General features: G+C 33.0%; 22 protein-coding genes, 1 tRNA gene and 1 pseudogene. 7 read left to right on the top strand and 17 right to left on the bottom strand.

Annotation, left to right across the window (positions count from 1 at the left end):
* Window positions 1-122: 122 nt before the first annotated feature.
* The 9 genes from JI750_RS16290 to JI750_RS16250 all read right to left on the bottom strand — a co-directional run bounded on the left by JI750_RS16290 (window position 123) and on the right by JI750_RS16250 (window position 8528).
* A complete protein-coding gene (locus tag JI750_RS16290) occupies window positions 123-1346 on the bottom strand; it encodes a sterol desaturase family protein (RefSeq protein WP_202004329.1) in 1224 nt (407 codons plus the stop codon).
* Between the two features lie 133 nt (window positions 1347-1479).
* A complete protein-coding gene (locus tag JI750_RS16285; RefSeq protein ID WP_202004316.1) occupies window positions 1480-2766 on the bottom strand; it encodes a Glu/Leu/Phe/Val family dehydrogenase in 1287 nt (428 codons plus the stop codon).
* A gap of 451 nt (window positions 2767-3217) precedes the next feature.
* Complete coding sequence (locus JI750_RS16280) at window positions 3218-4069, bottom strand: EamA family transporter (RefSeq protein ID WP_202004313.1); 852 nt, start codon at window positions 4067-4069, stop codon at window positions 3218-3220.
* Between the two features lie 100 nt (window positions 4070-4169).
* A complete protein-coding gene (locus JI750_RS16275; RefSeq protein WP_202004310.1) occupies window positions 4170-5633 on the bottom strand; it encodes a MoxR family ATPase in 1464 nt (487 codons plus the stop codon).
* A gap of 267 nt (window positions 5634-5900) precedes the next feature.
* Window positions 5901-7019, bottom strand: coding sequence for a vWA domain-containing protein (locus JI750_RS16270; protein ID WP_202004307.1), 1119 nt, complete (start codon window positions 7017-7019; stop codon window positions 5901-5903).
* A 106-nt stretch (window positions 7020-7125) separates the two neighbouring features.
* Entirely contained in the window at window positions 7126-7524 is a 399-nt protein-coding gene (locus tag JI750_RS16265; protein WP_236673062.1) for a YchJ family protein, read from the bottom strand.
* Complete coding sequence (locus JI750_RS16260; protein WP_111289368.1) at window positions 7496-7729, bottom strand: hypothetical protein; 234 nt, start codon at window positions 7727-7729, stop codon at window positions 7496-7498. Before JI750_RS16260 ends, JI750_RS16265 begins: the two co-directional genes overlap by 29 nt.
* A gap of 116 nt (window positions 7730-7845) precedes the next feature.
* On the bottom strand, window positions 7846-7986 hold the full coding sequence (locus tag JI750_RS16255; RefSeq protein ID WP_167511672.1) for a hypothetical protein: 141 nt from the start codon (window positions 7984-7986) through the stop codon (window positions 7846-7848).
* The gene (locus JI750_RS16250) at window positions 7986-8528 is read right to left on the bottom strand and encodes a hypothetical protein (RefSeq protein ID WP_202004304.1); all 543 of its coding nucleotides are present in this window, start codon (window positions 8526-8528) and stop codon (window positions 7986-7988) included. Before JI750_RS16250 ends, JI750_RS16255 begins: the two co-directional genes overlap by 1 nt.
* Window positions 8529-8614: 86 nt before the next feature.
* Here JI750_RS16250 and JI750_RS16245 point away from each other — a divergent pair, with 86 nt between their 5' ends.
* From JI750_RS16245 to JI750_RS16225, 5 genes and pseudogenes are all read left to right on the top strand, one after another.
* Window positions 8615-8860, top strand: a complete 246-nt coding sequence (locus JI750_RS16245; RefSeq protein WP_202004301.1) for a hypothetical protein — start codon at window positions 8615-8617, stop codon at window positions 8858-8860.
* A gap of 378 nt (window positions 8861-9238) precedes the next feature.
* Window positions 9239-9679, top strand: coding sequence for a KTSC domain-containing protein (locus tag JI750_RS16240; RefSeq protein WP_095931645.1), 441 nt, complete (start codon window positions 9239-9241; stop codon window positions 9677-9679).
* A 262-nt stretch (window positions 9680-9941) separates the two neighbouring features.
* Complete coding sequence (locus tag JI750_RS16235; protein WP_111425513.1) at window positions 9942-10703, top strand: DUF4369 domain-containing protein; 762 nt, start codon at window positions 9942-9944, stop codon at window positions 10701-10703.
* Between the two features lie 18 nt (window positions 10704-10721).
* Window positions 10722-11108, top strand: a pseudogene (locus JI750_RS16230) (TlpA family protein disulfide reductase); the annotation flags it as partial.
* A gap of 407 nt (window positions 11109-11515) precedes the next feature.
* Window positions 11516-11596 (top strand) — tRNA-Tyr (locus JI750_RS16225).
* Between the two features lie 104 nt (window positions 11597-11700).
* On the opposite strand, the gene JI750_RS16220 is transcribed toward JI750_RS16225, so the two are convergent.
* The 4 genes from JI750_RS16220 to JI750_RS16205 form a co-directional block, all read right to left on the bottom strand.
* A complete protein-coding gene (locus tag JI750_RS16220; protein WP_202004298.1) occupies window positions 11701-12768 on the bottom strand; it encodes a proline racemase family protein in 1068 nt (355 codons plus the stop codon).
* Complete coding sequence (gene lhpI, locus JI750_RS16215; RefSeq protein WP_202004295.1) at window positions 12761-13735, bottom strand: bifunctional Delta(1)-pyrroline-2-carboxylate/Delta(1)-piperideine-2-carboxylate reductase; 975 nt, start codon at window positions 13733-13735, stop codon at window positions 12761-12763. The genes JI750_RS16220 and lhpI overlap by 8 nt, the downstream gene beginning before the upstream one ends.
* Window positions 13736-14007: 272 nt before the next feature.
* Window positions 14008-14673 carry an ankyrin repeat domain-containing protein gene (locus JI750_RS16210; protein ID WP_202004293.1) on the bottom strand — a complete coding sequence of 222 codons (666 nt, stop codon included), beginning with the start codon at window positions 14671-14673 and terminating at the stop codon, window positions 14008-14010.
* 16 nt (window positions 14674-14689) lie between these two features.
* On the bottom strand, window positions 14690-16021 hold the full coding sequence (locus JI750_RS16205; RefSeq protein ID WP_202004290.1) for an amidohydrolase: 1332 nt from the start codon (window positions 16019-16021) through the stop codon (window positions 14690-14692).
* Between the two features lie 184 nt (window positions 16022-16205).
* Here JI750_RS16205 and JI750_RS16200 point away from each other — a divergent pair, with 184 nt between their 5' ends.
* Both JI750_RS16200 and JI750_RS16195 read left to right on the top strand, forming a co-directional pair.
* Window positions 16206-17006 carry a helix-turn-helix domain-containing protein gene (locus tag JI750_RS16200; protein WP_202004287.1) on the top strand — a complete coding sequence of 267 codons (801 nt, stop codon included), beginning with the start codon at window positions 16206-16208 and terminating at the stop codon, window positions 17004-17006.
* 86 nt (window positions 17007-17092) lie between these two features.
* On the top strand, window positions 17093-17914 hold the full coding sequence (locus tag JI750_RS16195; protein ID WP_202004284.1) for a hypothetical protein: 822 nt from the start codon (window positions 17093-17095) through the stop codon (window positions 17912-17914).
* Between the two features lie 153 nt (window positions 17915-18067).
* Here JI750_RS16195 and JI750_RS16190 read toward each other — a convergent pair whose 3' ends face one another.
* The 4 genes from JI750_RS16190 to JI750_RS16175 form a co-directional block, all read right to left on the bottom strand.
* Complete coding sequence (locus tag JI750_RS16190) at window positions 18068-18505, bottom strand: UCP033725 family protein (protein ID WP_202004282.1); 438 nt, start codon at window positions 18503-18505, stop codon at window positions 18068-18070.
* A 51-nt stretch (window positions 18506-18556) separates the two neighbouring features.
* The gene (locus tag JI750_RS16185) at window positions 18557-18817 is read right to left on the bottom strand and encodes a hypothetical protein (RefSeq protein ID WP_202004279.1); all 261 of its coding nucleotides are present in this window, start codon (window positions 18815-18817) and stop codon (window positions 18557-18559) included.
* A gap of 152 nt (window positions 18818-18969) precedes the next feature.
* Window positions 18970-23667: a hypothetical protein gene (locus JI750_RS16180; RefSeq protein WP_202004276.1), complete on the bottom strand. Its 4698-nt coding sequence runs from the start codon at window positions 23665-23667 to the stop codon at window positions 18970-18972.
* Window positions 23668-23740: 73 nt separating this feature from the next.
* Window positions 23741-26197: a TonB-dependent receptor gene (locus tag JI750_RS16175; protein ID WP_202004273.1), complete on the bottom strand. Its 2457-nt coding sequence runs from the start codon at window positions 26195-26197 to the stop codon at window positions 23741-23743.

Genomic DNA, 26197 nt, shown 5'->3' with positions numbered 1-26197 from the left:
GATGCTAAGTTTTTTTTTAGCCACGAATTCACGAATTTTTATTTAAAATGATACATGAAATTTGTGCTTAATAATTACACAAATAGATATTAAAAAATAATTCGTGAATTCGTGGCTATCTTTTACTCAGCACTTTCCAACTGCAAAATGGTATTTTGATAAATCTTACTTAACGAAAATAACTGCTCCGCAAAAATCATAACAGCAATCGGAACAAAGAAAAATGCGATTAAATCTTCTTCATATAGAAAATAAGTCGAGATCATGGCTAAACGAGTATATTCGAGATAATAAATCCATTTTCGCTGTTCTAACAAAGCACCACAGTTAATTAAAGTGATGATTACCAAAGAAAGCACAAACACTTTATCATACAATTCTAAATAATCAAAATAATACGTAAAAACAGTTAGAATGAGTGTGCAGATTCCTAACTGGATATAAAGATAATTTTTAAATCGAAGTCTCTGATTTGGAGCTGCTTTATCTTGCAGAAAACGTTTTTCTAGAATCGGGCGAATATCTTGATCCATATCGGCTGGACTTCCAAAAACTGCATTCCATCGGGCTTTAAATCCGCTGGAGCGTTTCCATAATTCGTAAATTTCGAAGTAATAATGAAAATGCTGCCACAAGAAACTGTAGCTTTTCAGCGGATGTGTTAATCCATATTTTGGTTTTTCTTCTTCGGTTTGGAAAGTTCCAAAAAGACGATCCCAAAAAGTAAACATATCTCCGTAATTTTTATCTAGATATTTCTCGTCAGAAGCATGATGAACTCCATGAACAGAAGGCGTTACAAATACATATTCTAACCATTTTATTTTTCCGATAAGCTGTGTGTGCGTAAAGAAAGAATAAGCACCATGAACAATTAACATCGTAATAACCATACTTGGATGAAAACCAATAAAAGGCAAAACACACCAAAATCCAGTTCTAATTATAGCTTGAAAAGTTGTAATTCTGGCTGCCGCAGTAAAATTAAATTCTTCGCTATGATGATGCACAATGTGTGCTGCCCAGAAAAAATTAACTTCATGCCCTAATCGATGGTACCAATACCAAACGAAATCTGTAGCAAGGATCAGTGCAAACCAAACTAAAGCATTACTCGGAATATCAAATAATCTATAATCATCATAAATCAGATAATACAGCTGGTAAAAACTGGCAGCAATAAATAAGTTTATCAAACGCTCTGCAATTCCGATCGAGATATTGGAGACAGAACTTTCATAGTTAAAAATTTCAGGCTTTTTTCTGCGTTGAGCAAGCTTATATTCCAAAAATAAAAAAAGAAAAAAGGCCGGCATGGCAAATGCTAGAAAATTGATGTTTTTCATTTTGTATGATACTTTTCGATTCTAAAAATTATAATTACTAGTTCAAACGAAAAAGACACTTCCATCAATTACGTTTTTAGCAGACAAAAAACGTAATCAACGAAAATGATCTTTTACGAACTAAACCTGATTTTTAATTCTGCTTAAATAGAGGTGCTTCCAATGCCACTTCTTTAACCGATTGTGTTTCGGCCACTTTTTTCAAAGCAATAATATAAGCCGCAATACGAGGCGTTACGTTGTGTTTTACTGCAACTCTAAAAACAGTTTCAAAACCTTTCTCTAAAATATCCTCCAGACGTTTATTAATCTGGTGGATTCTCCAAGACTCCAAAAGCGAATTCTGAAGCCATTCGAAATAAGAAACGGTAACACCACCGGCATTGGCTAAAATATCAGGAACAACTAATATATTTTTATCATGTAAAATTTGATCTGCATCTGAAGCAACTGGCCCATTGGCGCCCTCGACAATAATTCTCGCTTGAATATCTCCAGCATTTTTCTGCGTAATAACATCTTCTTTTGCAGCCGGAATCAAAACATCAACATCTAAAAGCAATAAATCTTCATGTTTAATCGCTACAGAATTAGGATATCCTTTTATGGTTTTGTTATTCAGATTATAATACAAGATCAATTCTGGGATATTAATTCCGTTCGGATTGTAAAATGCTTCTGAAACATCACTTACGGCAACAATCTTTACTCCTTTTTCATGAAGAAATAAAGCAGAATGCAATCCAACATTTCCAAAACCTTGAATTGCCGCCGTAGCTCTTGCAGGTCTGATTTTTAGTTTTTGAAGTGCCAAAAGCGTAATAATGCTCACTCCTCTTCCTGTTGCTTCTACTCTGCCTAAAGATCCTCCCGAATGAAGATGTTTTCCTGTAACTACAGCATGAATTGGTCTTCCGTGCAATAACGAAAATTCATCCATTAACCAACCCATTTCGTCTGGGCCAGTTCCCATATCTGGAGCAGGAACATCCTTTTCTGGTCCGAAAATATCAGCTAAAGCTTTGGTATAAGCTCTTGTGATTTTTTCTAATTCTGTTTTAGAGTGGTTTCTCGGATCGCAAATAATGCCGCCTTTTGCTCCACCAAATGGAATTCCGGTTACAGCAGATTTCCAGGTCATCCAGGCGGCAAGTGCCTTTACTTCATCCAAGTTTACAGCAGTATCGTAACGAATTCCACCTTTTGAAGGACCTAAAGCTGTGTTGTGAATTACGCGGTATCCTTCGAAGTTCTGAACATTTCCATTATCTAATGTAATAGAAAAATTTACTGTGATTTGTTTCTCTGGACGTTGCAGTTTTTGTTTAATAGAATCATCTAAATTCAAAATATCTGCAGCGATATTAAAACGATCAATCATGGATTGAAACGGATTATGTTTTATAATTTCTGAGCTCATAATATATAGTGTTAGGTTTGGGTTATTTTTTACGTTTATCAATCTTCTCTCTGAAGATCTTATCTATTTTATGCTGTCATTAGTTGCAACACGGAATCTTTATCAGGCAGCGGCGCATCAAAATTTTCATATTTCTATTGGTTCTCATATCTTGATTTTTTAATGATTCAAAAAAAAGCCTTTCATGGTGCAATGAAAGGCTAAAAAAAAAAAAATAACTAACAAGTACTTTCTCTATTAACGCCATTTCAAAACGTGGTTCACCATACAGCACATCGCAAAGCTGCATGGAAAAGACGTCATTATATTTCGGCTATAGTTTTTCATTGTTGAGACAAAGCTACAAAAATATATTTATAAATTCTATAGAATTAGTAGAGTTAATTTAAGAGATTTTTAATTTACTTACAAAAACAACTGTAAATTAAAGGTTTATGAACTAAAAAAAATACTATAATTGCGATAAAAATATGAAAACAACTGCTATAAGAGCCAAAAACAAACCTAAAATATTAATTTTTGAGAGTTTCTCTTTAAAGAAAAAAGCGCCTATAAGAGTTCCTAAAATAATTACGCCCATATTCATTCCCGCAAAAACAGTTGACGGATTTTCTGCAAATGCTTTATGAGCCTTTAAGTAGAATAATATATTTCCGAAGTTAAAAATACCGACCAATATTCCGAAAGGAATACTTTTTAAAACAAAATTTTCTTTTGCTATAAAGAACTTGTAAATCACCATAAGAATAGAAACAGCAAAAGCAATTAGAAAGACAAAAAACAAAGATGTTGTATAAGGGACAACTGTATATAAGGCTATTTTCTTAAAAAGAATATCGATAACTCCAAAACCAAATAAAACTGTTGCTGGATAAATCCATTTGTTTTCTGCGTTGTCTGATGGCTTTTTTAAGATGAATAAAAGTGCCGCAAAACCAACTAAAACTCCAATAACTTTATAAGTATTAAATCCTTCATTAAACAAAAGCCAAGCTGCTAGAATAGGAATAAATAACGACAATCTTTGTGCTGCATCTGTCTTTGCAATTCCCATATACTTTATAGAAAGTGCTAGAAACAGAAATAATATTGGAAGTAAAATTCCAACAGAAGTGTAGATTTCTAATGGCGCATTATTGTCTAATGCATTTAGATCTGGCGCAAAAGTAAAATAACAAAGCGTAATCGCAGCAATGTAATTAAACGAAATAATTTGTGATGGATTAGCATTATATTTTCTAGAAATTTTGAATATAACACCTACAATAACACTGCAAAGAATACTTAATATAAGAAATAACATAAATTTATTTTTGGATTGTAAAAGTAGCTATTGTAAAATAAAAAAGTCCAGCCGGTTTCAAAAAACCAGCTAGACCAGATTATATTTTAGTACTATGTTTTTAAAATTTACTAATATAACTTCCGTAAATATCTCTAAACTGACTTCCTTTTGCAAAACGATCTTTACTCAGTTTTTTGTATTCAACCAATCCCCAAAGAATAAATTCTTTCATAAAATAAACATCTTCTTTTGCCAATTGAGGTTGGTATTTTTTTAATAAGTCATCTAATGGCGTTACTTCATCTAAAATACTTTTGTAATCTGCATCTGAAGCATCGTCTAACAATTCGAAACCACTTTCTGCAAAAAACCATTCTACAAGATCTGAATATGGTGTTTTTTCATCTGGTTTTTCCAATTTTTCTATTTTAGGAAAATATTCCGGGAATAAAGTTCTAATCGCAGAACCAATTAAGCTTTCGGCCACAACATCGGCTCCCTCCTGCTCTCCTTCGTAAACCAATTCTACTTTTCCTGTAATAGCTGGAATAATTCCGATGAAATCAGATAAGCGTAAAGTTGTTTTATCAACACCAGAAATCAAAGCTCGACGCTCTGCTGTACTAATTAAGTTTTCGAAAGCTGTGATACTCATTCTCGCACTTACACCACTTTTATTGTCAATGTATTCGCTTTCGCGGGCTTCAAAACTAATTTGCTCCAAAATATCTCTTGCTAAACTCGGAACATAAACAACATCAGTCTGATTTTGATCTAATTTAGATTCTTGTTCTGTAATCGTTCTTGCAATTTCAATGCTTTCTGGATAATGCGTCAAGATTTGAGAACCAATTCTATCTTTTAAAGGCGTTACAATACTTCCTCTGTTGGTATAATCTTCTGGATTTGCAGTAAAAACGAATTGCATGTCTAAAGGCATTCTCAATTTAAAGCCTCTAATCTGAATATCTCCTTCTTGCAATATGTTGAATAACGCTACTTGAATTCTGGCTTGCAAATCGGGTAATTCGTTGATTACAAAAATACAGCGATTCGCTCTCGGAATCATTCCGAAGTGAATTACGCGGTCATCAGCGTAAGACAATTTTAAATTAGCCGCTTTTATAGGATCAACATCTCCAATTAAATCAGCTACCGTTACATCTGGAGTTGCCAGTTTTTCAAAGAAACGTTCGCTTCTGTGTAACCAAGAAATTGGAGTTTCATCACCTTTTTCAGCAATTAAATCTTTTGCAAAACGAGAAATCGGATTTAACGGATCGTCATTAATTTCTGAACCTTCTATAAACGGAATGTATTCATCCAATAATTCGATCATTTTACGTGCCAAACGTGTTTTTGCTTGTCCGCGAAGTCCTAGTAAATTAATGTTATGACGAGATAAAATCGCGCGTTCCAATTCTGGAATTACAGTATTTTCAAATCCGTGAACACCCTCAAAAACAGGTTTCCCCGATTTGATTTTCTCACGAAGATTATTACGCAATTCATCCTTTATGCTTGTAGTTTTATATCCAGTGGCTTTTAATTGACCTAATGTCTTTATAGTATTTATTTCCATTGTGTTGAAATATAGATTGTTTATTTATTTTTTATGACAATGTATTGTGTCATTTCTGTGTGTAGACGCACTGCAGTGCGTCTCTACAATTGCGTTGTCTTTAATTTTTATCAAACCAATTGAAACGACGCTTCGACTTCGCTCAGCGTGACAATTGATGTGTTAGACGCACTGCGGTGCGTCTCTACGATATCCGAACGGAATACAGAACGTATATTCAGGTGCAAAGAAACCTTAGTATCTTAGCATCTCAGAACCTTAGCAACTCTACTTAATCCTCTTCTTCCTATTCGCTTCATAGTCCTCAAAAATCATTTCACCAAGACCTTTAATTCCCGTATAAAATGCTTTTCCTTGATTGGCTTCTGTAAACTGATTCACAAATCGCTGCAAATACGGATCCCGGGCAATCATGAAAGTCGTAATCGGAATGTGTAATTTTCTCGCCTGTTGCGCCTGAGTGTAGCATTTATCGACAATATATTCATCCAAACCGTTACTATTCATATAATAAGAGCCATCACGTTCGCGAACGCAGCTTGGCTTTCCATCGGTAATCATAAAAATCTGCTTGTTGGTGTTACGCTTTCTACGCAAAATATCCATTGCCAATTGCAAACCAGCAACCGTATTCGTATGATAAGGGCCAACTTGCAAATACGGCAAATCTTTGATGGGAATTGTCCAAGCATCATTCCCGAAAACCAAAATATCTAAAGTGTCTTTAGGATATCTCGTTGTGATTAACTCTGCCAAAGCCATGGCTACTTTTTTGGCAGGAGTAATTCGGTCTTCTCCATACAAAATCATACTGTGACTGATATCGATCATCAAAACTGTACTCATTTGTGCCTTGTATTGGGCATCTTCTACGATCAAATCATTTTCAGTGAGCATAAAACTTTCGACACCGTTATTAACTTGAGCATTTCGAAGGCTTTCAGTTAAAGAAATTCTTTCTAAGCTGTCGCCAAAATTATATTCACGGAATTCTCCTGTATGCTCATCGCCGCTTCCAGCATATTTTGTTTTATGATTTCCGCTCCCAGATTTTTTCAAGTTTCCAAAAATCTGATCTAAAGCTTGCTGTCTAATGGCTCTTTCGGTTTTTGCAGTAATTCCGAAACCAGAACTTCCATCGTCTTTTACTTCATCTCTAATGTATCCTTTCTTCTTTAGATCTTCAATAAAGTCGTCAATGGTATAATTTTCGTCGGTAAGTTTGTATTCTTTGTCCAGTTCCCGAAGCCAGTTTATTGCTTCATCAAAATCACCCGAAGTATGGGTGATCAACTCTTTAAAAATCGTAAAAAGTTTGTCAAACGGAGACTGAAAAGGAGCTTCGTAAGTCTTAAAATAAAAGCCTTTTTTAAATTCGTTTTTCATAAATCTAAAATTACATCTTTTTAGAATTATGAAAAACGAATCGTTTATTAATTTTTAGTTAAAATATTTAACCAAAAATCTCAACTAACAGTGTTAGATGTAATAATTATTCAAACTTTCCGTCCAAATAATACCAAGCGCCATTCTCGAATTTAAAAGTAGAAAATTCATAATGCACTTGTGGTTTATTATCTGAATCTAAAAAGTAAGCTTTGAATTCTACTGTGTTTTCAGAAAAACTCAAAATTTCCAATTTCTGCCATTTATTAGAAACTGCCCATCTTAAAATTTCAGGTTTCGAATAATATTTTCTCTCTGAAACATAAGTAGTTTCCATTAAATAATCGACATTGTGAGTTGCATATGCCGAATATCTGGAACGCATTAAAGCTAATGCTGAAGGTGCTTTTTGATTGTCATTCAGATATAATCCACAGCAATTTTTAAAAAGCAATCCTGTGTCGCAGAAACATTTTTTATTCTCCATCAACTGGTTCTTCTCCATTAATTTTTACATGAAGCTGGTTTAATAAAACCTGATAACGAGTAATCTCTCTCACTTCTTCATCTTCTTCAGCAAAATCAATCATTTCGTCAAGTGTTTCGCTTACTTCCAATAATTTGTTGTTTGCTTCTCTGTCGTTTTTCGCAGCAATCAAATCAATGATTTCCTGTACGTTTGCTTTTAGTGTTTCGAATTTTGAATTCATTTGTTTGTGTTTTTTTTGCCACGAATTACACCAACTTTCACTAATTTTTAATTTGCATTGAACACCGATTTTAAATAAAATTCGTGCTAATTCGTGAAATTCGTGGCAACGTATATTTACTCTTTACTTTCGTTGTACTTCTTTACTATTTCTTTAAGTTTTTCTTTTCTTGCAATTTCTGCTTGTTTGGCTTTTGCCTGAGCTTTGTGCAATTTATCGTTATGTTTTTTAATGTTCTTTTCGTTATTACGTCCCATTACACCTCTCTTTTAATTTGCTCTAACGTTTTTTCAGTAAAAATCAATTCGTTGATAATTTGTTTTCGCAGGTCATCAATATCATCATAATCAAAATGCTTTGCCCAATTGGTGAGCTGTTGCAGGTTTCTAATCTGTTTTAATCTTTTTGTAGTTTCAGTACTTGTTCTTAAAATCGCTTTTCCGCCATATTTAGGATTGTTTTTATGCTGATAATTGGCAAGATTTTTTTCGAAATCGGCTTCTATATAATACAGTTTATCAGTTGCATTATCAGGATAAAATTCTGTCCATTTTGCAAAACCAATTTTTGTCTTTGATTCTGTTTCTGGATCACGGGCAATCAATCGCCATTTACTATTGGCCAGTCTTCCCCAATGATTAGAAACGCGATACATTCCTTCTTCAGTATAATAATAGGAGCTTCCTGCTTTACTTTCAAATTGTTTTTTTAAACCTTGAATGGCATCTGGAAGTACTTCATTAAAGGCACAAAAGGTATTTTTAAAAGAATTAGGATGTGGCTTAAAGTTTTTCTGCATGCTGCAAATATACTCAGATTACGGCGAACTCCCTAAAACAAACCTAAATTGCTTATCTTTGCTCTTTAATTCAAAACAAAAAAATCATGTCTAAAGATATAGAACAAAAGATGCCACAAAAAGGAGTTTTTACCGGCATTATCGAAAAAGATGAAAATAATAATTATTTCTGCGGAGAATATCTTTTAGACTACAAAATGGTTCAAGCCAAATTTAAAGAGGGCGATTGGATTACAATAAAATCTGTTATCGAAAATCCAAGCGACATGAGCTATGATAAATACCCTAAAAAATCAAGAAACTTTGACAAGGCCAATCATAAGCCAGAATAGATTTTTTGTTTCAGGTTTCAGGTTTTGTTGGAACGTGTAATTTTTAACGCAAAGTACGCTAAGATTTTTTTTTACTGCATGTTATACTTTGAGAATATTTAAGTTCGCAAAGCTTTGTCTAGATAAAGCTTTGCGAACTTAATGTTTATAAACATTTTGCTCAAAAAAATCTTAGCGTTCTTTGCGTAATTCTTTGCGCACTTTGCGGTTAAAAAACGATTCTAATATCTAGTTAACATTTTAATAAACCAACTTTCCTGAATATTTTTTCGATCAAAACTGAAAAGTTAAAAAAAAGTGTACCTTTGCAAAAAATTTGTCGATTTGAACTAAAACAAAACGATTTCAAACTAATAGACAAGTAGTTACCTTTTATTTATGAAAAAAATAGTTGAATACCGCAAGTTACTAAACGTAGAAAAAACTGCAGAGTTAAAAGATTTAAAGACAATTTATCGTAATGCGATGAAAGAATCTCATCCTGATAAATTTGTGGGAAATGAAGCTGGTTTAAAAGAAGCAGAAGAAAAAAGTAAAACGATTATCGAAGCTTACCACTTTTTAGTAAGTATTCACCCTGATACTATCAAACTAAATTTACCTGAGTACACAGAAACAATTTCAACTTGTTCTATCACAGATTACAAATTTGTAGAAGGTCGTTTAATTATTGATTTTTCTAACGGAAGTGTTTACGAATACATCAGTGTTCCTAAAGCAACTTACGTGAAAATGGTAAATGCAGATTCTCCAGCAAGATTTGCTAAAAGACATATTTTAAATTCTTTTACTTGGAGAAAGAAAACAAATCAAGAATAGTTTTATAATACTATATTTCACTAAAAAGCACTCAGTTAAACGAGTGCTTTTTTTATGCTTAAAATTTAAAAAATTGAATAGAGAACTTTGAATTATGTTCCACATTAATAGTTTTTCATCAAATTAAGCCAACAAACATGCTGATTTCATGTATTTTAGACTCAAAAAAACTATAACAAAATTTTAGGTTACAAAATTCTGTATGTTTTATAATTTTAGATACTTTTGTCACACAAATCAATTAACTAATTAATTTTTTATAATGAAAAAAATACTTTTTGTACTTACAGCTTCTGCAGCTATCATTTCTTGCAGCAAAGTTAAAGATGGAGAATACCTTATTACAGGTACTGCTACAGGAATTGAAAATGGAAAAACTATCATCTTACAAGGTCAAGACCCTGCTACAAGAATGCCAGTTTCTCTTGATACAGTAAAAGTTGAAAACGGAAAATTTGAAATTAAAGGAAAAGTTACTGAACCAGCTTTCCATACATTAATATTACAAGGTGCTAACGGACCTATCCCATTTATCTTAGAAACTGGAGAAATTAAAGTTGCTATTGATAAAGATAGTATCCACAAATCTAAGATTTCTGGAACTTACAACAATGATGAGTATGTGACTTTCATGGAAGATATGAACAAAACTCAAAAAAGTTTAATCGATTTCCAGAAAAAGAACAACGATAAAATGAAACAAGCTCAACAAGCTCAAGATACAGCAACTATCAATGGCTTGATGAAACAATACATGGAAATCCAGAAAGAAGTTCAAGAAGGAAGCAAAAAGAAATATTTAGCTTATGCTGAAAATCACCCAAAATCTTTCATTACAGCTTTAATCATCCAAAGTTTATTGAATGATCCAACAGCTGATATGAAAAAATTAGAAGGTCTTTACAATGGTTTGGATGAGTCTCTAAAAAATACTGCTCCTGGAAAAGAAATCAAAACTAGATTTGGTCAAGCAAAAATGCCATCTGTTGGTGCAACAGCTCCAGCGGTAGGTAGCGCTAAATGAAGAGCAGATTTTTCAGCTCCAAATCCAGAAGGAAAAGTAGTTTCGCTTAAAGAAAGCTTAGGTAAAGTTACTATTGTAGATTTCTGGGCTTCTTGGTGCGGACCATGCAGACAAGAAAATCCTCATGTTGTGGCTTTATACAAAGAGTTTCATTCTAAAGGATTAAATATTGTTGGAGTATCTTTAGATAAAGATGCGGCAAAATGGAAAGAAGCTATTGCAAAAGATGGTTTAACTTGGACTCAAGTTTCTAACCTGAAATTTTGGGACGAGCCAATTGCAAGACAATACAACGTTGAATCTATTCCAGCAACTTTTATCCTTGACGCATCAGGAAAAGTAGTAGCTCAAGATTTAAGAGGTGATGAATTGAAAGCTAAAATTCAAGAATTGTTAGCTAAATAATTCGTATTTAAAATAAATAAAAAAATCTCCCTAGTGGAGATTTTTTTATTTAAACTATTTCATAAACTTAGAAAAAGAAATTGATCAAAAAAGAAATAAAACTCAGTTTATAACAAAGCTTCTTTTTCTCCAATATTTACTCCAAACATCAGTAAAAACAATAACTGATGCGTTCATAAAAAACTAAGTTTAGAGAAAAAATGTTGTTAAAAATATAATCCTAATCTTACTTTTGAAAACATGGTAAAAAAAATACATTTTATATAATTTTTATTTTATTCAATTCCAGCGAATTAAAAAACAACCATAAAATAACTTAAAATTAAGTGCTTTTTTTGTTTGGAAATGTAGAAAGAGTTCCTATCTTTGCCACCGCTTAGAACAACAAAGCGCAACAAGCTGAGATCGGGGAGATACTCAAGCGGCCAACGAGGGCAGACTGTAAATCTGCTGTGTGAACTTCGCAGGTTCGAATCCTGCTCTCCCCACGAAAGTCCTAATCTTTGATTAGGACTTTTTTTTGTTCTAAACTTAGAAATAAAAAAAACTGTAAATCTAAATGACTTACAGTTTGTTTGTTTTGCAGAATTAATTATCGAAGTATAAACCCATTCTTCATAGGATCTTTTGGATCTATTAAAAATGTATTCAATCCTGTTACAAAAGCTGTTCCTTCAACTTGTGGAATTACGGCATTAAAAGGTCCAAATTTCTCTTCTCTAACAAGACATCCTTTAAAAGTACTTCCTGTTATACTTTCTATTGTGATTGGTTCATTTATTTTAATAGCATTTCTAGCTTTTTCAATTGCTATTCTTCCTGAAACACCTGAACCTGTTGGAGAACGATCGACTTCTCCATCGGCAAAAACGCAAACATTTCGACTATGATTTGAAATATTCATTGGTTCGTCTATAAAAATGGTTCCGTATAAAAAACTCAAATCTTCTTCAAATGGATGCTGAATTTCTTTGTCCTGATTCATTACTGCGTGTTTTATATCTATACCGCTTTGAATAATGGCACGGTAATTTTCCTCGGATAAACCAAAATTCAAATGTGTATTTTTTCTCAAATCAACATAAGCGTAAAAAGCGCCACCATATGCCAGATCATAAACAACATCACCAATACCCTCAACATTTACAATACGATCTAAACCTACAGCAAAACTTGGCACACAATGAAACTTCACTCCAATTACTTCACCATTTGACACCTTAACAAATGAAAAAATTCGACCGCATGGAGCATCAATTTTTAATTCGTTTTCACCTTCTTTTACTATTATCCAGTTCATTTTTACTGCCAAGGTACTTATAGCAATAATGGCGTGACCACACATACTGCTATATCCTTCATTATGCATGAAAAGAATACCAAAATCTGCCTCTTCATCATTTGGAGGAAGTAATATACAACCATACATATCAGCATGACCACGAGGCTCAAACATCAACGCTGTTCTTAAATAATCGTAGTTTTCTTTTATATCTCTTCGGTATTCTAAAACTGTACTTCCTTTAAGTTTTGGAAAACCAGAAACAATTACACGCAAAGGCTCGCCACCTGTGTGCATATCAATGGTTTTTATCTGCAGTACAGATTTGTCTGCTTTGTAGTCAATATTATTGCAAATGTTTTGGTATGTGTTAGGCATTTTCTTGTGTTTTTAAATTATACTTTTCATAAAAATATCCGGCTGCAACAAGATCTTCCAAAGCATGTCCAACAGACTTAAAATAGGTTATTTCGGTATCCGAAGTTCTGCCTTGTTTTCTATTACCACACAGTTCAAACAAATCTGCTTTGATTGTTTCTTTTGAAATGATTCCATTTGTAAGCGGAATCAAAATATCGCCACTTTCTTTTAATCCGCCCTGATAAGTATCGAGGAATAAAGTTGATTTTAAAACGGCTTCATCATCTGCCTCACGCATATCTTTTTTATAAGCACCAACAAGATCCAAATGCTGTCCAGCTTTCAACCATTTCCCAAAAACAAGCGGAACTGGTGATAGAGTTGCTGTCGAAATAATATCAACTTGCGAAATAACTTTTTCTATCGTTGAAACTGGCTTGCAGGTAAGCGAAGTATTTTTGAAAGCATCGCACACCAATTGTGCTTTTTCTATAGTTCTTCCCCAAACATAAACCTCTTTTATTGGTCTTACACTTGAATGGGCTTGAATTAAATTAATAGCCAAAGCTCCAGTACCAATCATCAGGATAGAAGAAGCATCTTTTCGTGAAAGATAGCTGCTAGCCAAAGCAGATGTTGCAGCAGTACGTTTACCTGTCAATGATTTTGCATCTAGAATTGCTTTTATATTTCCTTTGTGTCCATCGAGATAAATATAAGTTCCTTGAATTGAAGGCAAATCATATTTACCATTATTAGGACTTACCGTAACTATTTTTACTCCTAGATCTTTACCCGCTTGAAACGCTGGCATTAGCAATAGTGTAGAATCTTTGTTCTCTAATGGATTAGGATAATCATGATGATGACGCATAGGAACTTTAATATCTGGAGTCGAAAATCCAGTTCGAAGTTTTTCTATGAGTTCTTTAAAATTACATTTTTCTTCAATAAAATGATCTGAAATAAGTTGTATTGGTTCCATGTATTTGTTGAAATTTCATTAAAAATAGAAGATTATTCTATTGCAATACTATTTCACCTACAATCAGATAATATATACCAATTTAAGGCTAACATAGTACCAATTCATTGCTCCTTTAAATTAAAAAATTTCTATTTTCGATAATTTCTCAGGTAAACGAAAAGTATTTTAAGGCTCCTTAAAAAATAAAAAAAGAGACAGCTAAATGGCTGCCCCTTCTTCATAAAATAATATACCAAAAAGATTAGTTATAACATTAACAATATTGCTCTTTACGATTTGATAATTTTTGCAATTTCTCTATATCCTGCTCTTTCAGCATGCTGCAAAGGCGTTACGCCATCGTGATCTGGAATATCCATTTTGGCGCCAGCATCTTTTAATATCTGAACTATTTCCTGATACTTTTTAGTACCATCTCCCAATACAACAGCTTCCATTAATCCCGTCCATCCTAAACGATTAACATGATTTACTGGAAAACCTTTTGTATGTGCAAGCAGCCGTACTGTTTCTATGTGGCCACGTTCACAAGCAGGAATTAAAGCAGAACCATTATATCGATTAAAAACATCGAAACGCGCTCCGTTGGCTAAAAACAATTTCAATAATTCGGTCTGTCCGCTTGCCCCTGCATATAAAAACGGACTATCCAAATTATCAGCCTGCTGATTAACATCTGCACCATGTTTTACCAAAAGCTCTGCCATTTCAAAATTTTTATTATTCGTAGCAATAAGTAATAAAGAGCGCTTATGACTGTCTGTTAAATTAACATTCTCGCCGTTTTTCAAAGCTTTTGCTACCGCATCGATATTATTTTCCTGAACAGCTTTTAAAATATCTCTTTCGTTCGTCATTTCAGTTTTCTGATTTTCTGTGGGTGAAGCCTGATAAGAGCTGAGCATCAAACCCAAGGCTAAAACAAGCAATTTCATTTTTTAAAATTTTAAATTAATAAACAATATTTCCTTTATAAATTAGAGATCTTACAGGCGAAATTCTTGATACTGCTTCTGCCGAGCAAGACGCATCAATTAATACTATATTAGCATCATCCCCTATTTTAGGCCATTGCTGCACCCCTTTGTCATCTAAAGGAATTGGACCAGCAGTTGCTAATTTCAGCATTCTGGATAACCCAAATTCGGAACTTTGCCCATATAATTGTGCTGCTAAATTTGCCTTTTGCAAAACACTTCCCGTTCCAAATGTATTCCAATAATCTACGATACTGTCGTTACCTGTCATCACTGTTACACCATATTTCAAAAGAGTCGGAATCGGCATAATTAATCCGCCAAACGGAATAGTTGAAACAATTCCCACTTGCGCGTCCGCCAATTTTTCTGCAATAGCTTCCTGGTTATTTTTGTCCAAAGCTCCTAAAGCAAAAGCATGGCTTACAAACGTTTTGCCTTTTAAAGCAGGGTTTTCGTTTACTTTTTTAATTAAATACTCGATAGTGTCTTGACCAGATTTTCCAGATTCGTGCAAGTGAATGTCAATTCCTTTTTTATTGTCTAATGCCAACTGAACAGTTGTGTCCATTGTTTTTTCAATTGCACCGTCAACATTAGTAGGATCCAAACCTCCAATAAAGTCAATATCCATTTTAGCTGCATCTTTCATGTACGGCAATGAATCGGTATAATATAAACCATGTTGCGGAAATGCAACTAATTCTGCTCCAAAACTATCTTTTTTGTTTGCTAAAGCTATTTCCAGATTTTTTAGGGATTGCAATTTAGAAGTAGGTTCAATATTTACATGACTTCTTGCAAATGCAGATCCATTGGACTGCAATAGTTCGATAAGCTTTTCTGCCTTGTAAGTTGAATTTTTAAGTAATTCAGGCATTATTTTCTGCTCCAACTCGATCATACCTTTAATTCCGCCTGTACGACGTACTGCACGCCATTTTTCAGCATAAAGCGTTTTATCCAAATGAATGTGCATATCGCGGAATGATGGCAACATCAATAAACCTTTAGCATCTATTGCTTGAGATTGTGGCTTATTTGGTTTAATAGCTTTTATCTTTTCATTGGCAATTTCTACAGTAAAAAGTTCTGTATTGGTATTGATCACATTTTCTCCTTCATATTCAAATCCTGTTTCTAATCGAACATTTTTTAAAGTGTAACTGGTCACTTTTGTCAACTTACTTTGATTATTTATTTCATTATCGGCAGCGTGCAAAACTCCCGGTAAAAGAGACAGTCCCGCAAAGCCCCATGCAGAGTTTTTAAGGAAATCCTTGCGTGACATCTTATCTTTGTCCATAATTTTCTTGATTTAATATAACTTCAAAGTTAATAATATAAAATTTGCAGTATGAAACAAAAACCAATAGCGCTTAAAGTAATTCATGGAAAATCTTTCTTTATTGGAAAGTGATGTAAACTTTTTATTTGCTACTTTAGTTTTATCAATACCATTTAAAAAAAAAGCCCCCTAAGAAAACATAATGAATCTGGATTTTTATCAGCCGAAAAATGAAATTTTAAAAAAGTACATTGAAGGATATTACTTTATTGCTAAAGATAAAAATTCAGGATCAATACAATATCTGACTTTTCCAAACAATTTCTGCATCTTAACTACCAATGAAGATATAGATGTTGAAATACAAAATAACGAAGTTATTATACAGTCATCACCAGTTAAAAACATAATGACATGTGTAGTTTCGCGATATAAAAAACCCATTAAAATTCATTATAAAGAAGTTATAAATGAAGTTACGATTTATTTCAAGCCATTAGGAATAAGTCAGTTTTTATCAGATTCTAAAATCATTTTTTCTGAAAGCACTCTTTTGGATTTTACTTTTATGCCTGACTTTAATGAAAAAATGATTGAAATTTTCAGTTTATCTAGAGACAGACAAATTCTAGAACTTGAAGATTATCTGCTTTCCAAACTACAAGTCAAGGATTTTTCTTTGATTGAAAAAATACTTGCGTCTATTGAAAATGATGAAAAGATTGAAGAAATTGCCCTTAAATATCAAATAAGCAGACAATATTTGAATAAAATATTTACAAAACACATTGGCAAATCGCCTTCTGAGTATCGAAAAATACATCGCTTTAGAAACTCAATTCTTAAACAAAAAGAAAGCAAGAATTTTTCTGAATTATCTCAGTATGATTTTTATGATCAATCTCATTTTATTCGAAATTTTAAAGAGCTTACAAACAGGAATCCACAAATATTTTTCAAACATATAAATACAAAAAAAGAAAATATTTGGCTGTTTATCTAAATAGTTTCCATTTGTACAATTCTACTATTTTGGGTTAATCTACTTTTACTAAGTTCGAAATTATATAAAACTAAAAAATCCCAAAAATGAACTGGCAAAAAATCCATCTTTACTTACACACATTTTGTCGATATTTTCTAGCAACAATTATAATCTTGTATGCTTACGGCAAAATATTAAAAACCCAATTTGTATCTCAGCCAAGCGTATATGATATGCCAATTGGCTCTCTAGATGGTTTTCGTCTTACCTGGTATTATTATGGTTACTGCAATTGGTACCCAATTGTTATTGCCATTACACAGATAATAAGCTCACTCCTGCTCTTTTTCAGAAAAACGACAAGAATAGGGATTATTCTTTTCTTAACTTTTATGGTTAATATTCTTCTAACAGATTTCGCTTATGATATTAATGCAAAAGAAATTGCGACAATATTAACGCTAATGGCTTTGTTTGTATTTTTCTCTGATTACAAAGTTTTCCTGAAATATTTTTTAGAAGAACCTCCATTGTTTCAAAACAGTGACAGACCTAAATGGATGAATAAGATTAGTGTAGTAAAATTCGTTTATATTCCTGCTGTATTTATTGGTTTCTTTATCATGTTCAGTATTATGAAAACCAAATACATGTCACAAGACGATTTTTACGGAACTTGGGAAAATCTTCAAACTAAAGAAAGGTTACATTTTGAAATCATGAATAATTTTCAAATTAACAAAACCGACCGATTAAAAAACACTGTAAATGGAGAATATTCCTTTACAAAAGATTCTTTAACTTTAAAATCAAACGATAAACAGAATAAAACAAAAGACTATCTAAAAGGAAAATACACCTTGCATAAAGCCAGTTTAGTTATTACAACCAAAACCGATAACCTAAAATTTATAAGGATTAGATAAAAAACAAATTTAAAAAGCCAGAACTTATTTGTCTGGCTTTTTAAAAAATTTTAAGTATCCAAGAGCCATATTTTTACATGACAACAGGATTTTGATGAAGATGAAACAGATCAGAATCGGAATGTCTAAAAGTAAAAATCTGTTGAGAGTTTCTTAAACTTTTTTCTTAATATAAATTATGGGTTCTGTATCAAAAACAAACTTATCTATTGGTATTCGTTCTTCCCAAAGCTCTTCTATTTCACTTTCCTTAGCCTCATATACGGGATCATAAGCATGCTTAGGAAAATCATTAAAATGATTCATTGCCTCCTCTAATGGTCGCAAAGTGTATTCTCCGTTAGAAGCACTTTCTACAAAAAACTTAAAACCTTTGTATGTACAAAAAGTATTTACGCTGTAAGCACTTTCAATATCATTAAAAGAAACTTCTTTATATATTCTAGATTTTAGTTCATTATCTATTCTATAACCTTTACTTAATAATTCTTCGCGATAGTCAGTTTGCAAGACATAAAAATTGTTTTGTTTTTCCCAAAACCTACACTCAATTCCCATATGTTTTGCGAAAAAATCTCTTCTAATTTTCATAATCGCTCTATTTTTATTTTGCTATTATTAATTCAACAAAAATGACTTGAATTACAAATTTGCTTTCAGATTTTCATCATCAAAATCTAAGCGTAAAAACTCGTTCATAAGTGCTGACGGAAAGGCATAATTTGTTTTTAATTCCCATTCTTCTGTGGTTTCTAATTTTTCAAAAAATCGCTCCATCAGAAATTCCCTGTTTCCTTTTATGGTTATTAGAATCCATGTAGCATTATTATATCCTTTATTTTTAGGTATGATGAATCTTTTTATTTCATCATTGTTTTGTTTGTTTACGTAAACTTCAAACATTTTTTTCTTCAAATTTTTATACCGCTTTTTTAGTTATGAAAATTAATAAAAAACGGCTAAATATCGAGAATGATAACCGCATTAAATCAAAAATCCGTTTGAGAATTCTCAAACGGATTTATTTACATTATCTAGAGGTTCTTTTCTAAAAATTACCTAAAATTATTGTTGTTTTTAAACTTATAAATAAATTGATTTGCTTGCTTGTCTCCTGGCAGATTATACTTCATTACGATTTCGTAATTTCCAAATCGCATAAATTGGAAAGTATTCTTTTTAAAGCGCTGAGCAAGACTTGTATCACCATTAACATACGAGTTAACGATTTGATTATTTAAATCAACCCAATCTTGCTTATAAAGTGCTGGCATATTATACTTAAACGGAAAGTTATCTCTAGTCCAAGATTGATTAATATCATTTTCTAAACTACTCATATAATAACTAAGTATCGGTATTGCTTTCGCAGGAATCACACCTAACTCATTGGTATCTCTGTCATTTATTGTAAAAACACCATTTAAAGGATAATCTTTGTACAAATAAGGATAAATGTCTACTATGAAATACTGATCATTTAATCTAGACTCTGCTGTTATTACGGGTTTATTATCACTATAAGCTACACCTCTAAGCTCAACCATATCAAATGCTTCTTGGCTTGAAATTGTATTTGTCAAATAAATAACATCTGAATACAGAACTCCAAAATTATATCCATCAGGATTAATCGCATTCATCTTAGAAGCAAAAGTCTTATACTTACTAGTGTTGAATGAATAAGTTAAACGATCAATGCTTCCCTCTGCTTTAGATAAGGCGTCGGCTTGATTTTCTCTTATTTGTATATCGTTACCGCCATCACTTATTGTATTGCTTTTTTCAGCCGTCGTTCCTCTGTTAGATGTATTCTGCTTCAAATTACTTACGATTGAAAAATTGTATTTCTTTTCCTGATCAATATTTGGCAAGTTATAATATACTTCGTTTGAACTTGTTTCATAATTAAACGCTACAGGTTTTGAATTAGAAGTTCCGTCCTGATCTACCTTAATACTAGTTTCCCAGTTTGAGTCTTCAAATAAATAATCCTGACCTCGCTTAAGCTGTATATATCCTTTTGGATATTCTTCTTCAAGGAAATATTTCTGATCTACAATCGGATATGAATATTTAATATTGGTAAGCGGAATATGATTTGGAGCTCCACCAGTTGTAAACACTCTTTCCTCGAATTCTGTAGCTACTTTTCCGTCCACTTTTATAGGTTGGAACGCACCATTTACCATTTTTTGGAAACTAACCTCAACTTGAACTTTCAATTCTTTGTGAGGAGGCAGAATATCTGTCGAAACAAAATTAACTCTGTCTTTTGCAGTACTCCATTCAAAAGTTCCAGGAATTTCTTTTGTTCCATCAAATACTTTAAATTTTTCTAGTATTATTTTATAAGTCACATCTCCTGCATCTTCAGGAATTACAAAAGCCTCATTTACTTTCATAGAAAATGCAGCTTGCGGTATAGCAAAAACGTCTATATCTGTAGAGCTTTGTTTTGGAGTTACATCGGTGATCAATTTGATACCTCCAAGTGGCGATGCATTTTCAAATTGACATTCTTCTCCTATTTCAAATTTGAAACGGAATTTTCCTTTTATCAGTCCTCCTAATATATTCATATTTCCTGCCATATATCCTCTCATCCAAACTGGATTTGGAAGTTTTGCTTGTAATAAAACTGCAGCTCCTCCAGAAATAATTGGCACTTTTAATTTTAAGAATGATAATTTAACTCTAATTCCAAGTTCACCCTGCAAATAAGCATAAGATTGCCCATTGGCGTACCAGCCATTTATTCCTACAGTCTTTCCAGTATTTGAACATCTTGCTTCTTGATAATCTTTAAGCATTATATCAAATCCCATTCCTGCCTGAAAACGGGCATAAAAAAGTAGGAAACTTAAATCTCCTGTATCAAAATCTAAACTTGTTCCAAAGGCTAGACCCCCTCCATTTGCCAGTGCATTCTCGTCACGCATGTAGTCAAGTTCTTTATAATCGACTCCTAAAATACTAGCAACCTGCGGTGGCGGTGGCGGGCTTCCTGGAAGTTTTGTTCCTGCCATAAAATAACTGGTAGTTTTTAAGAACATTCCTGCTACACCAATTTTAACACCGCATCTGTCATCTGGTGTTCCCATGTACATGTACCAATCTTGTGGATCTTTGTGGAAGACTCCCCAACCTGCTCTTCCTCCTTCTCCGATTCCAGAAAGAAAATTACCTGGCGTATTGATATATACATCCATAGTACCGTGCATCGAATGATTTTGAAAATCAAATTCGATAGCAGATGCCATTTTTATTCCTACTGCATCTGTTAAAGGTTCTGGTATAGCCTCTTTTGCTTTCGGGAGAAAGGTACTCACAAAAGACCCTATAAGTTCACCCGTACTCATATTCAAGAGACTTTTCTTTGCTGTTAAATTAGATTTTACTTTTTGCACTAAAGCTGTCATCTCTCCCAATCCTTCTATTTCGGCCATAACTTTTGCTTTACCAAAAATCGCCAACCTATTTACACCGCCTTTTGAATTAAAAGCTATTTCAAATCCTGCTTCTCCACTACAAACTTTCTCTGAAGCAACAAAAAAGTAAATTAAGGCTTTTACACCCAAATTTATTTTTTCATCAGGTCGATAACTTAGACCTGAAGGAGAAAATTCGCTAATGGCTATATCCTCATTTCGACGCATTTTATAATAAGCGCCACCAGCAAAACCATTAATCATAAATGGCGAAGGGGTAGTATGAATTTTTACAGATGCATCAAAATACCAGTATCTAAAACTAGTGCGTCCAAAAATAGCCTTTGCTTTTACATTCACTACTTCTGCAACATCAACTTCCAAATCTGCATTGAATCCGTTTCCATATACAGGATCTTTTTCCATCAGGATAAGACTTCCCTTAATGTAGAGTCCGCTGAACTTACATTCTATACTAATCGCCGAAACATCAAGTCCGTTATATCTGCTTCGCTGTCTGTAGCCATCATCATACATTTTTCCTAAGATGCCTATTCGGGCTGTAGCACCAGCTCCGCTAGTTTCATCCATCAAATTAATTCCCAGATCAAAATCAATCCTCGAATCATCTCCATTAATGGCTACATTTATGTTGCCAATCGAAACAGGAAAATTACCAAAGGTAACCATACCTTTATACCCCATATTTCGAACAGAAATAATAGGTGAAACAGTCTGCAATTGTAAATTTTCAAAAGAAATTCCTTTAAAATCAACTGTCTTTTTTCCTTCTACATTGCTGTCATCTGTAGCTTCTTTATTGGTTCCAAAAGAAACTGTTCCATTTAAATTGGCTTTAGGTAAAAACTTTCCGTTTACTAATTTTAATTCAATAGAACTATTTGGGAGCAACAATGCTCTTGCTTTCCAGATATCAAAAGCAATTGAGTCTTTTGTAACTACAACTAACTGCTGTTCCTGCATAGATATAAAACCAGTATAGGCTAATCCTGCTCTGTTAGTTTGCGGAGCTTTTGCAGGTGTTTCTGCAGTCGCTGGTGTTCCAGTAGTTGGTGCTGGTGTTGTTGGTGTTGGTGTTGTCGTTACCGCTTTTTCTTTTTTCTCTTGTACAACTTTGCTAATTGGCAAAAGAATCTGACCACTTAAATTTGCTTTTACAAAAGTATTCGCAGCAATGGTTACATCTATGTGATCTAAGGAATAAGCCCATGATTTTTCCTGACTGGTGATACCTCTGTCCAGAGGAAAAACATTATCTGCATAAAAAGTTCCTGAAACTCCATATTTATCTATAATAAGATTCTGGGCGCCTACATGAATTCTTTCTTTTTTTGAAGCGGTGTCTGTAGTTTGAAATTCTTTTGGAAGACCTACATCAAATGTTTGTATAAATACACCCTTCCATGCATCTGGGCTTGGTACTAAGAGTGCATTTTTTGAATAATATTCTGGAAAAACTACGGTAGGATTATTTCTCAAATCGCTTAAATCTAAAACCGCATTACTGACTAAAAACTGAAAATTCCCTTCAAAATCTTTTCCGTTACGCTTATCTTTCATAACAAAAGGCTGTAGCGTTACATTGACCAAAATATCATTCCAACTGCTAGCCATGAAGTTAAACTCTCCTCTAACACGATTAGGAATCTGAGCTGTTTTACCGTTATAATATGTTTTAGGAACTGTTGTTTTTTTCTCGTCGACAGTTTTGGTTATTGGGTCAATTGGCAATATCAATTCTCTCGAGAACTCAACTGCTCCCGAAATTTTCATTTCCTTAAAACCATCGCAGTCAATTGTTACATAAGTTAAATCGTCATTGACATTTCCGGTTGCCATATCAAAACCTCCATATAGCGATACCTGCCATTTATTCTCACTAAAAGGAATATCAACATTACCTAATAAGACCAATTTGGCTTCTCCTATAATACCTCCTTGATGCGATAATTTCACATTATTTGCACCAAAAAACAATTGCATCGGCTGCCCATTCTTGTCTTTTTGCGGAATGTCTACTCTACAAAAAACAGTCAAAGTAGTGTACTCAGGCGTAAAAGTAGCCTTTGTTATCCCGATAGAATATTGCACATTACTTACTGTTTTACGAATTCCAATTGGCAATTCAACTAAATCCTCATTCGAAAATTTATCTACCCAACGGTCAGAGGCTTCAATTTTTTGGATTGAACTCGAAGCAGCGCTTAATTCTTTTGGAGGAGCAATATCCTGCCCATAAGAAAAAACGACCGAAAGCATGATCAGTAAGGCTGCGAAATATATTTTGTAATTCTTTTTCATAAGCAAATCATTCTGTTTTTTTGAAAAATAAAGCATACTAACTTCTTTTATATTTTATTCGCTTTTTTGACTCTTAATTATTCTTTAAAAACTTAAAATCAACCTCATCATCTTTTACATTTTTAAGTGCTAAATCATGATAGAATGGAATTAATTTGATCTTCAATTCTTCAATCACTTCTTTTTCTGTCTTTTTCTCTTTCATCATCTTGAAGAAGTGTCCTAGTTCTTCTTTATTAAAAACAGAAAGATTTTCATTTTTAGAAATCTGATCTACAGGTGTATTTGAGAGTATTACAATCTCATTAAACATCCATCGATGCACTAATAAAGGCTGTAACTTTTTGTTCTTGCGCTCAACGAGTTTTAAATAAGAGTTATAACTCACCTTATCTGTTGCATCTTTCTCACTTACACCGTGCATTTTATGTTTATTGACTCTTCCTAGAGCCATAACATAATCATTCTCATATCCTTCATCTTTTCGGATCATTTCTTCTTTTAAACTTTTTGTTGTTTCAAGAATATAATTATCGTATTTATTTAAGATATCATTATTTGCATCATACGCTTTAAGATAGGTTAAAGCTTTTTCTTTGAAGCTATCGTCATCAGGAGTCAAGGTCGTAAGTGTCAGCAAATGTTGTAGCTCGTCAACATCTTCTTTAGGCATTGGACGAAGTGTCAACTGCATGTCTTGAAGCTGTTTTATGATTTCGTCCCTTGTTCCTTCGTAAGTCTTGTCTTTATGGTTTATTTTTAGAATAGGGTTTAAGACCTCTTCTTTTTCCTTTTTAGGCTCTTTCTTAGCAGGCAGTTTAATCTTGTCAAGTGAGCACGAATAATTTAAAGTTGCTGTTAAATCGTTAAATTTCTGAGTATTTGTGCTGCTTCTAAACATTGAAATTATGTTCAAGCTGAAATTATGCCTTTCAAACATTACATAACTGTTATTGAACTTAACTCCAAAAACAGAACTTGAATTCATATTTCCTTGTGAATTATTGTATAAAACACCAAGATTAGTATTCAGTTTGTCTTTAAACAATTTCTTAGATGCTCCAACTGAAGCTCCCATAGCAGAATTATTGTTTCGGCTCACTTCATTTTTGGTATAATTAAGTGAACTGTTTAAAGAAACTTTTGTGGCCAGAAAACTAACTGTATGAGCCAAGTTATAATTCTGAACTGTACTTGCCTGTCCTTTTCTGATTACGCCTCCTTGCTCGTTTGCCTGACCTGCAATGCTATAATTGAAATTTAGGTTTTGATTTCTCTTTTTTCCAAAAGCATATGACATATTTACATTGGCATTTTGAGATAATTGTCTATAATCTAAAGTATCGGCCTGCACAACATTAGGATTGTTTATAAGCTCGAACTGATCTAATTTTTTATTGGTGTAAGTTGAGAAATTGGAATAACTACCCGTAATATTAAATTGATCTGTTACTCTATAATTCATATTAATAGAACCAACCACACGCTTCGTGTCTTGCTTTTTCACTTTATCCAAATCATCTTTTTGAAATCCTAAACTCGTTGAAACTGTAATTTTATCATGATAAAAAGGCCTCGCAAAACGCAGTGCAATGTTTTCTAAATCATTATTAAAATACAATGCTCCAAGAGTATTATAATTTGGATCTATACGCTCGTATGTTAACCCAACAGTACTTTTTTGAATATTATAGTCAAAATTAACATTCAAGGCATTCATATAACTTGTGCTTTCTTTACTAGAGAATATTTTATCTCGAAAACCTCCGCCAGAAATTCTTTCACTTCTTGTATCATCTGTTAGCACAGACAGAGCATACTCCACATTAAGATTCAAATTTTTGACTAAAGAAGTACTAAAAATCAAACTGTTTACAAAGTTTTCTTTTGGCGTAACTCCATTATCATTTACCATGTTTAATGAACTAGCGTCGTCTTTGGCATAAAAACCAATCCAACCCAGTTTATATTGCGCTTTCTCAAAACCTATTTTGGCTCCATAACCAAAACGCTGGTATACTGGAATTCCTCCCATAGCATTTTCTTCAGAAACGGCTTTAAGAAGCTGCCCTCCCATTAAAGCAATTTTAAACGGACTATTAGGAGTAAGTTCTAATCCGACACCTTTAAACGGATAACCGCTTAATGTATATGGAGAAAATGTCATGCTCACATTTCCAATGTAGGCTTTTACCCATTTATACTTGGGCATAATACTTAATCTATTAAAATCAAATGGAGCGGTATAACCTAAATTTTCTCCCTGATTGGTAAAACTGTAAAATAACGGAACGCTAAAATTAAATGCGCTGATGTTCAAACTACCAGAAAACAGATACGTGAATGGTTCACGCGAATTTTCCATATTAGAATTGTAATACATCATATTGGCATTAATATTACCCGTTACTTTAAAATTAGGTTTATAAAAATTCTCCAAATCTACGTCTTGTGCATATCCTTTCCCGCAAAAACAACAGGCAAAAACAATACATAACCAAACTAAGATTTTATTACTTTTTATCTTCAT

The sequence above is a fragment of the Flavobacterium tagetis genome (genome assembly GCF_016735615.1).
Lineage (GTDB): Bacteria > Bacteroidota > Bacteroidia > Flavobacteriales > Flavobacteriaceae > Flavobacterium > Flavobacterium tagetis.
The sequence above is the reverse complement of the archived record's forward strand: the minus strand, read 5'-3'. Positions and strand labels throughout refer to the sequence as shown.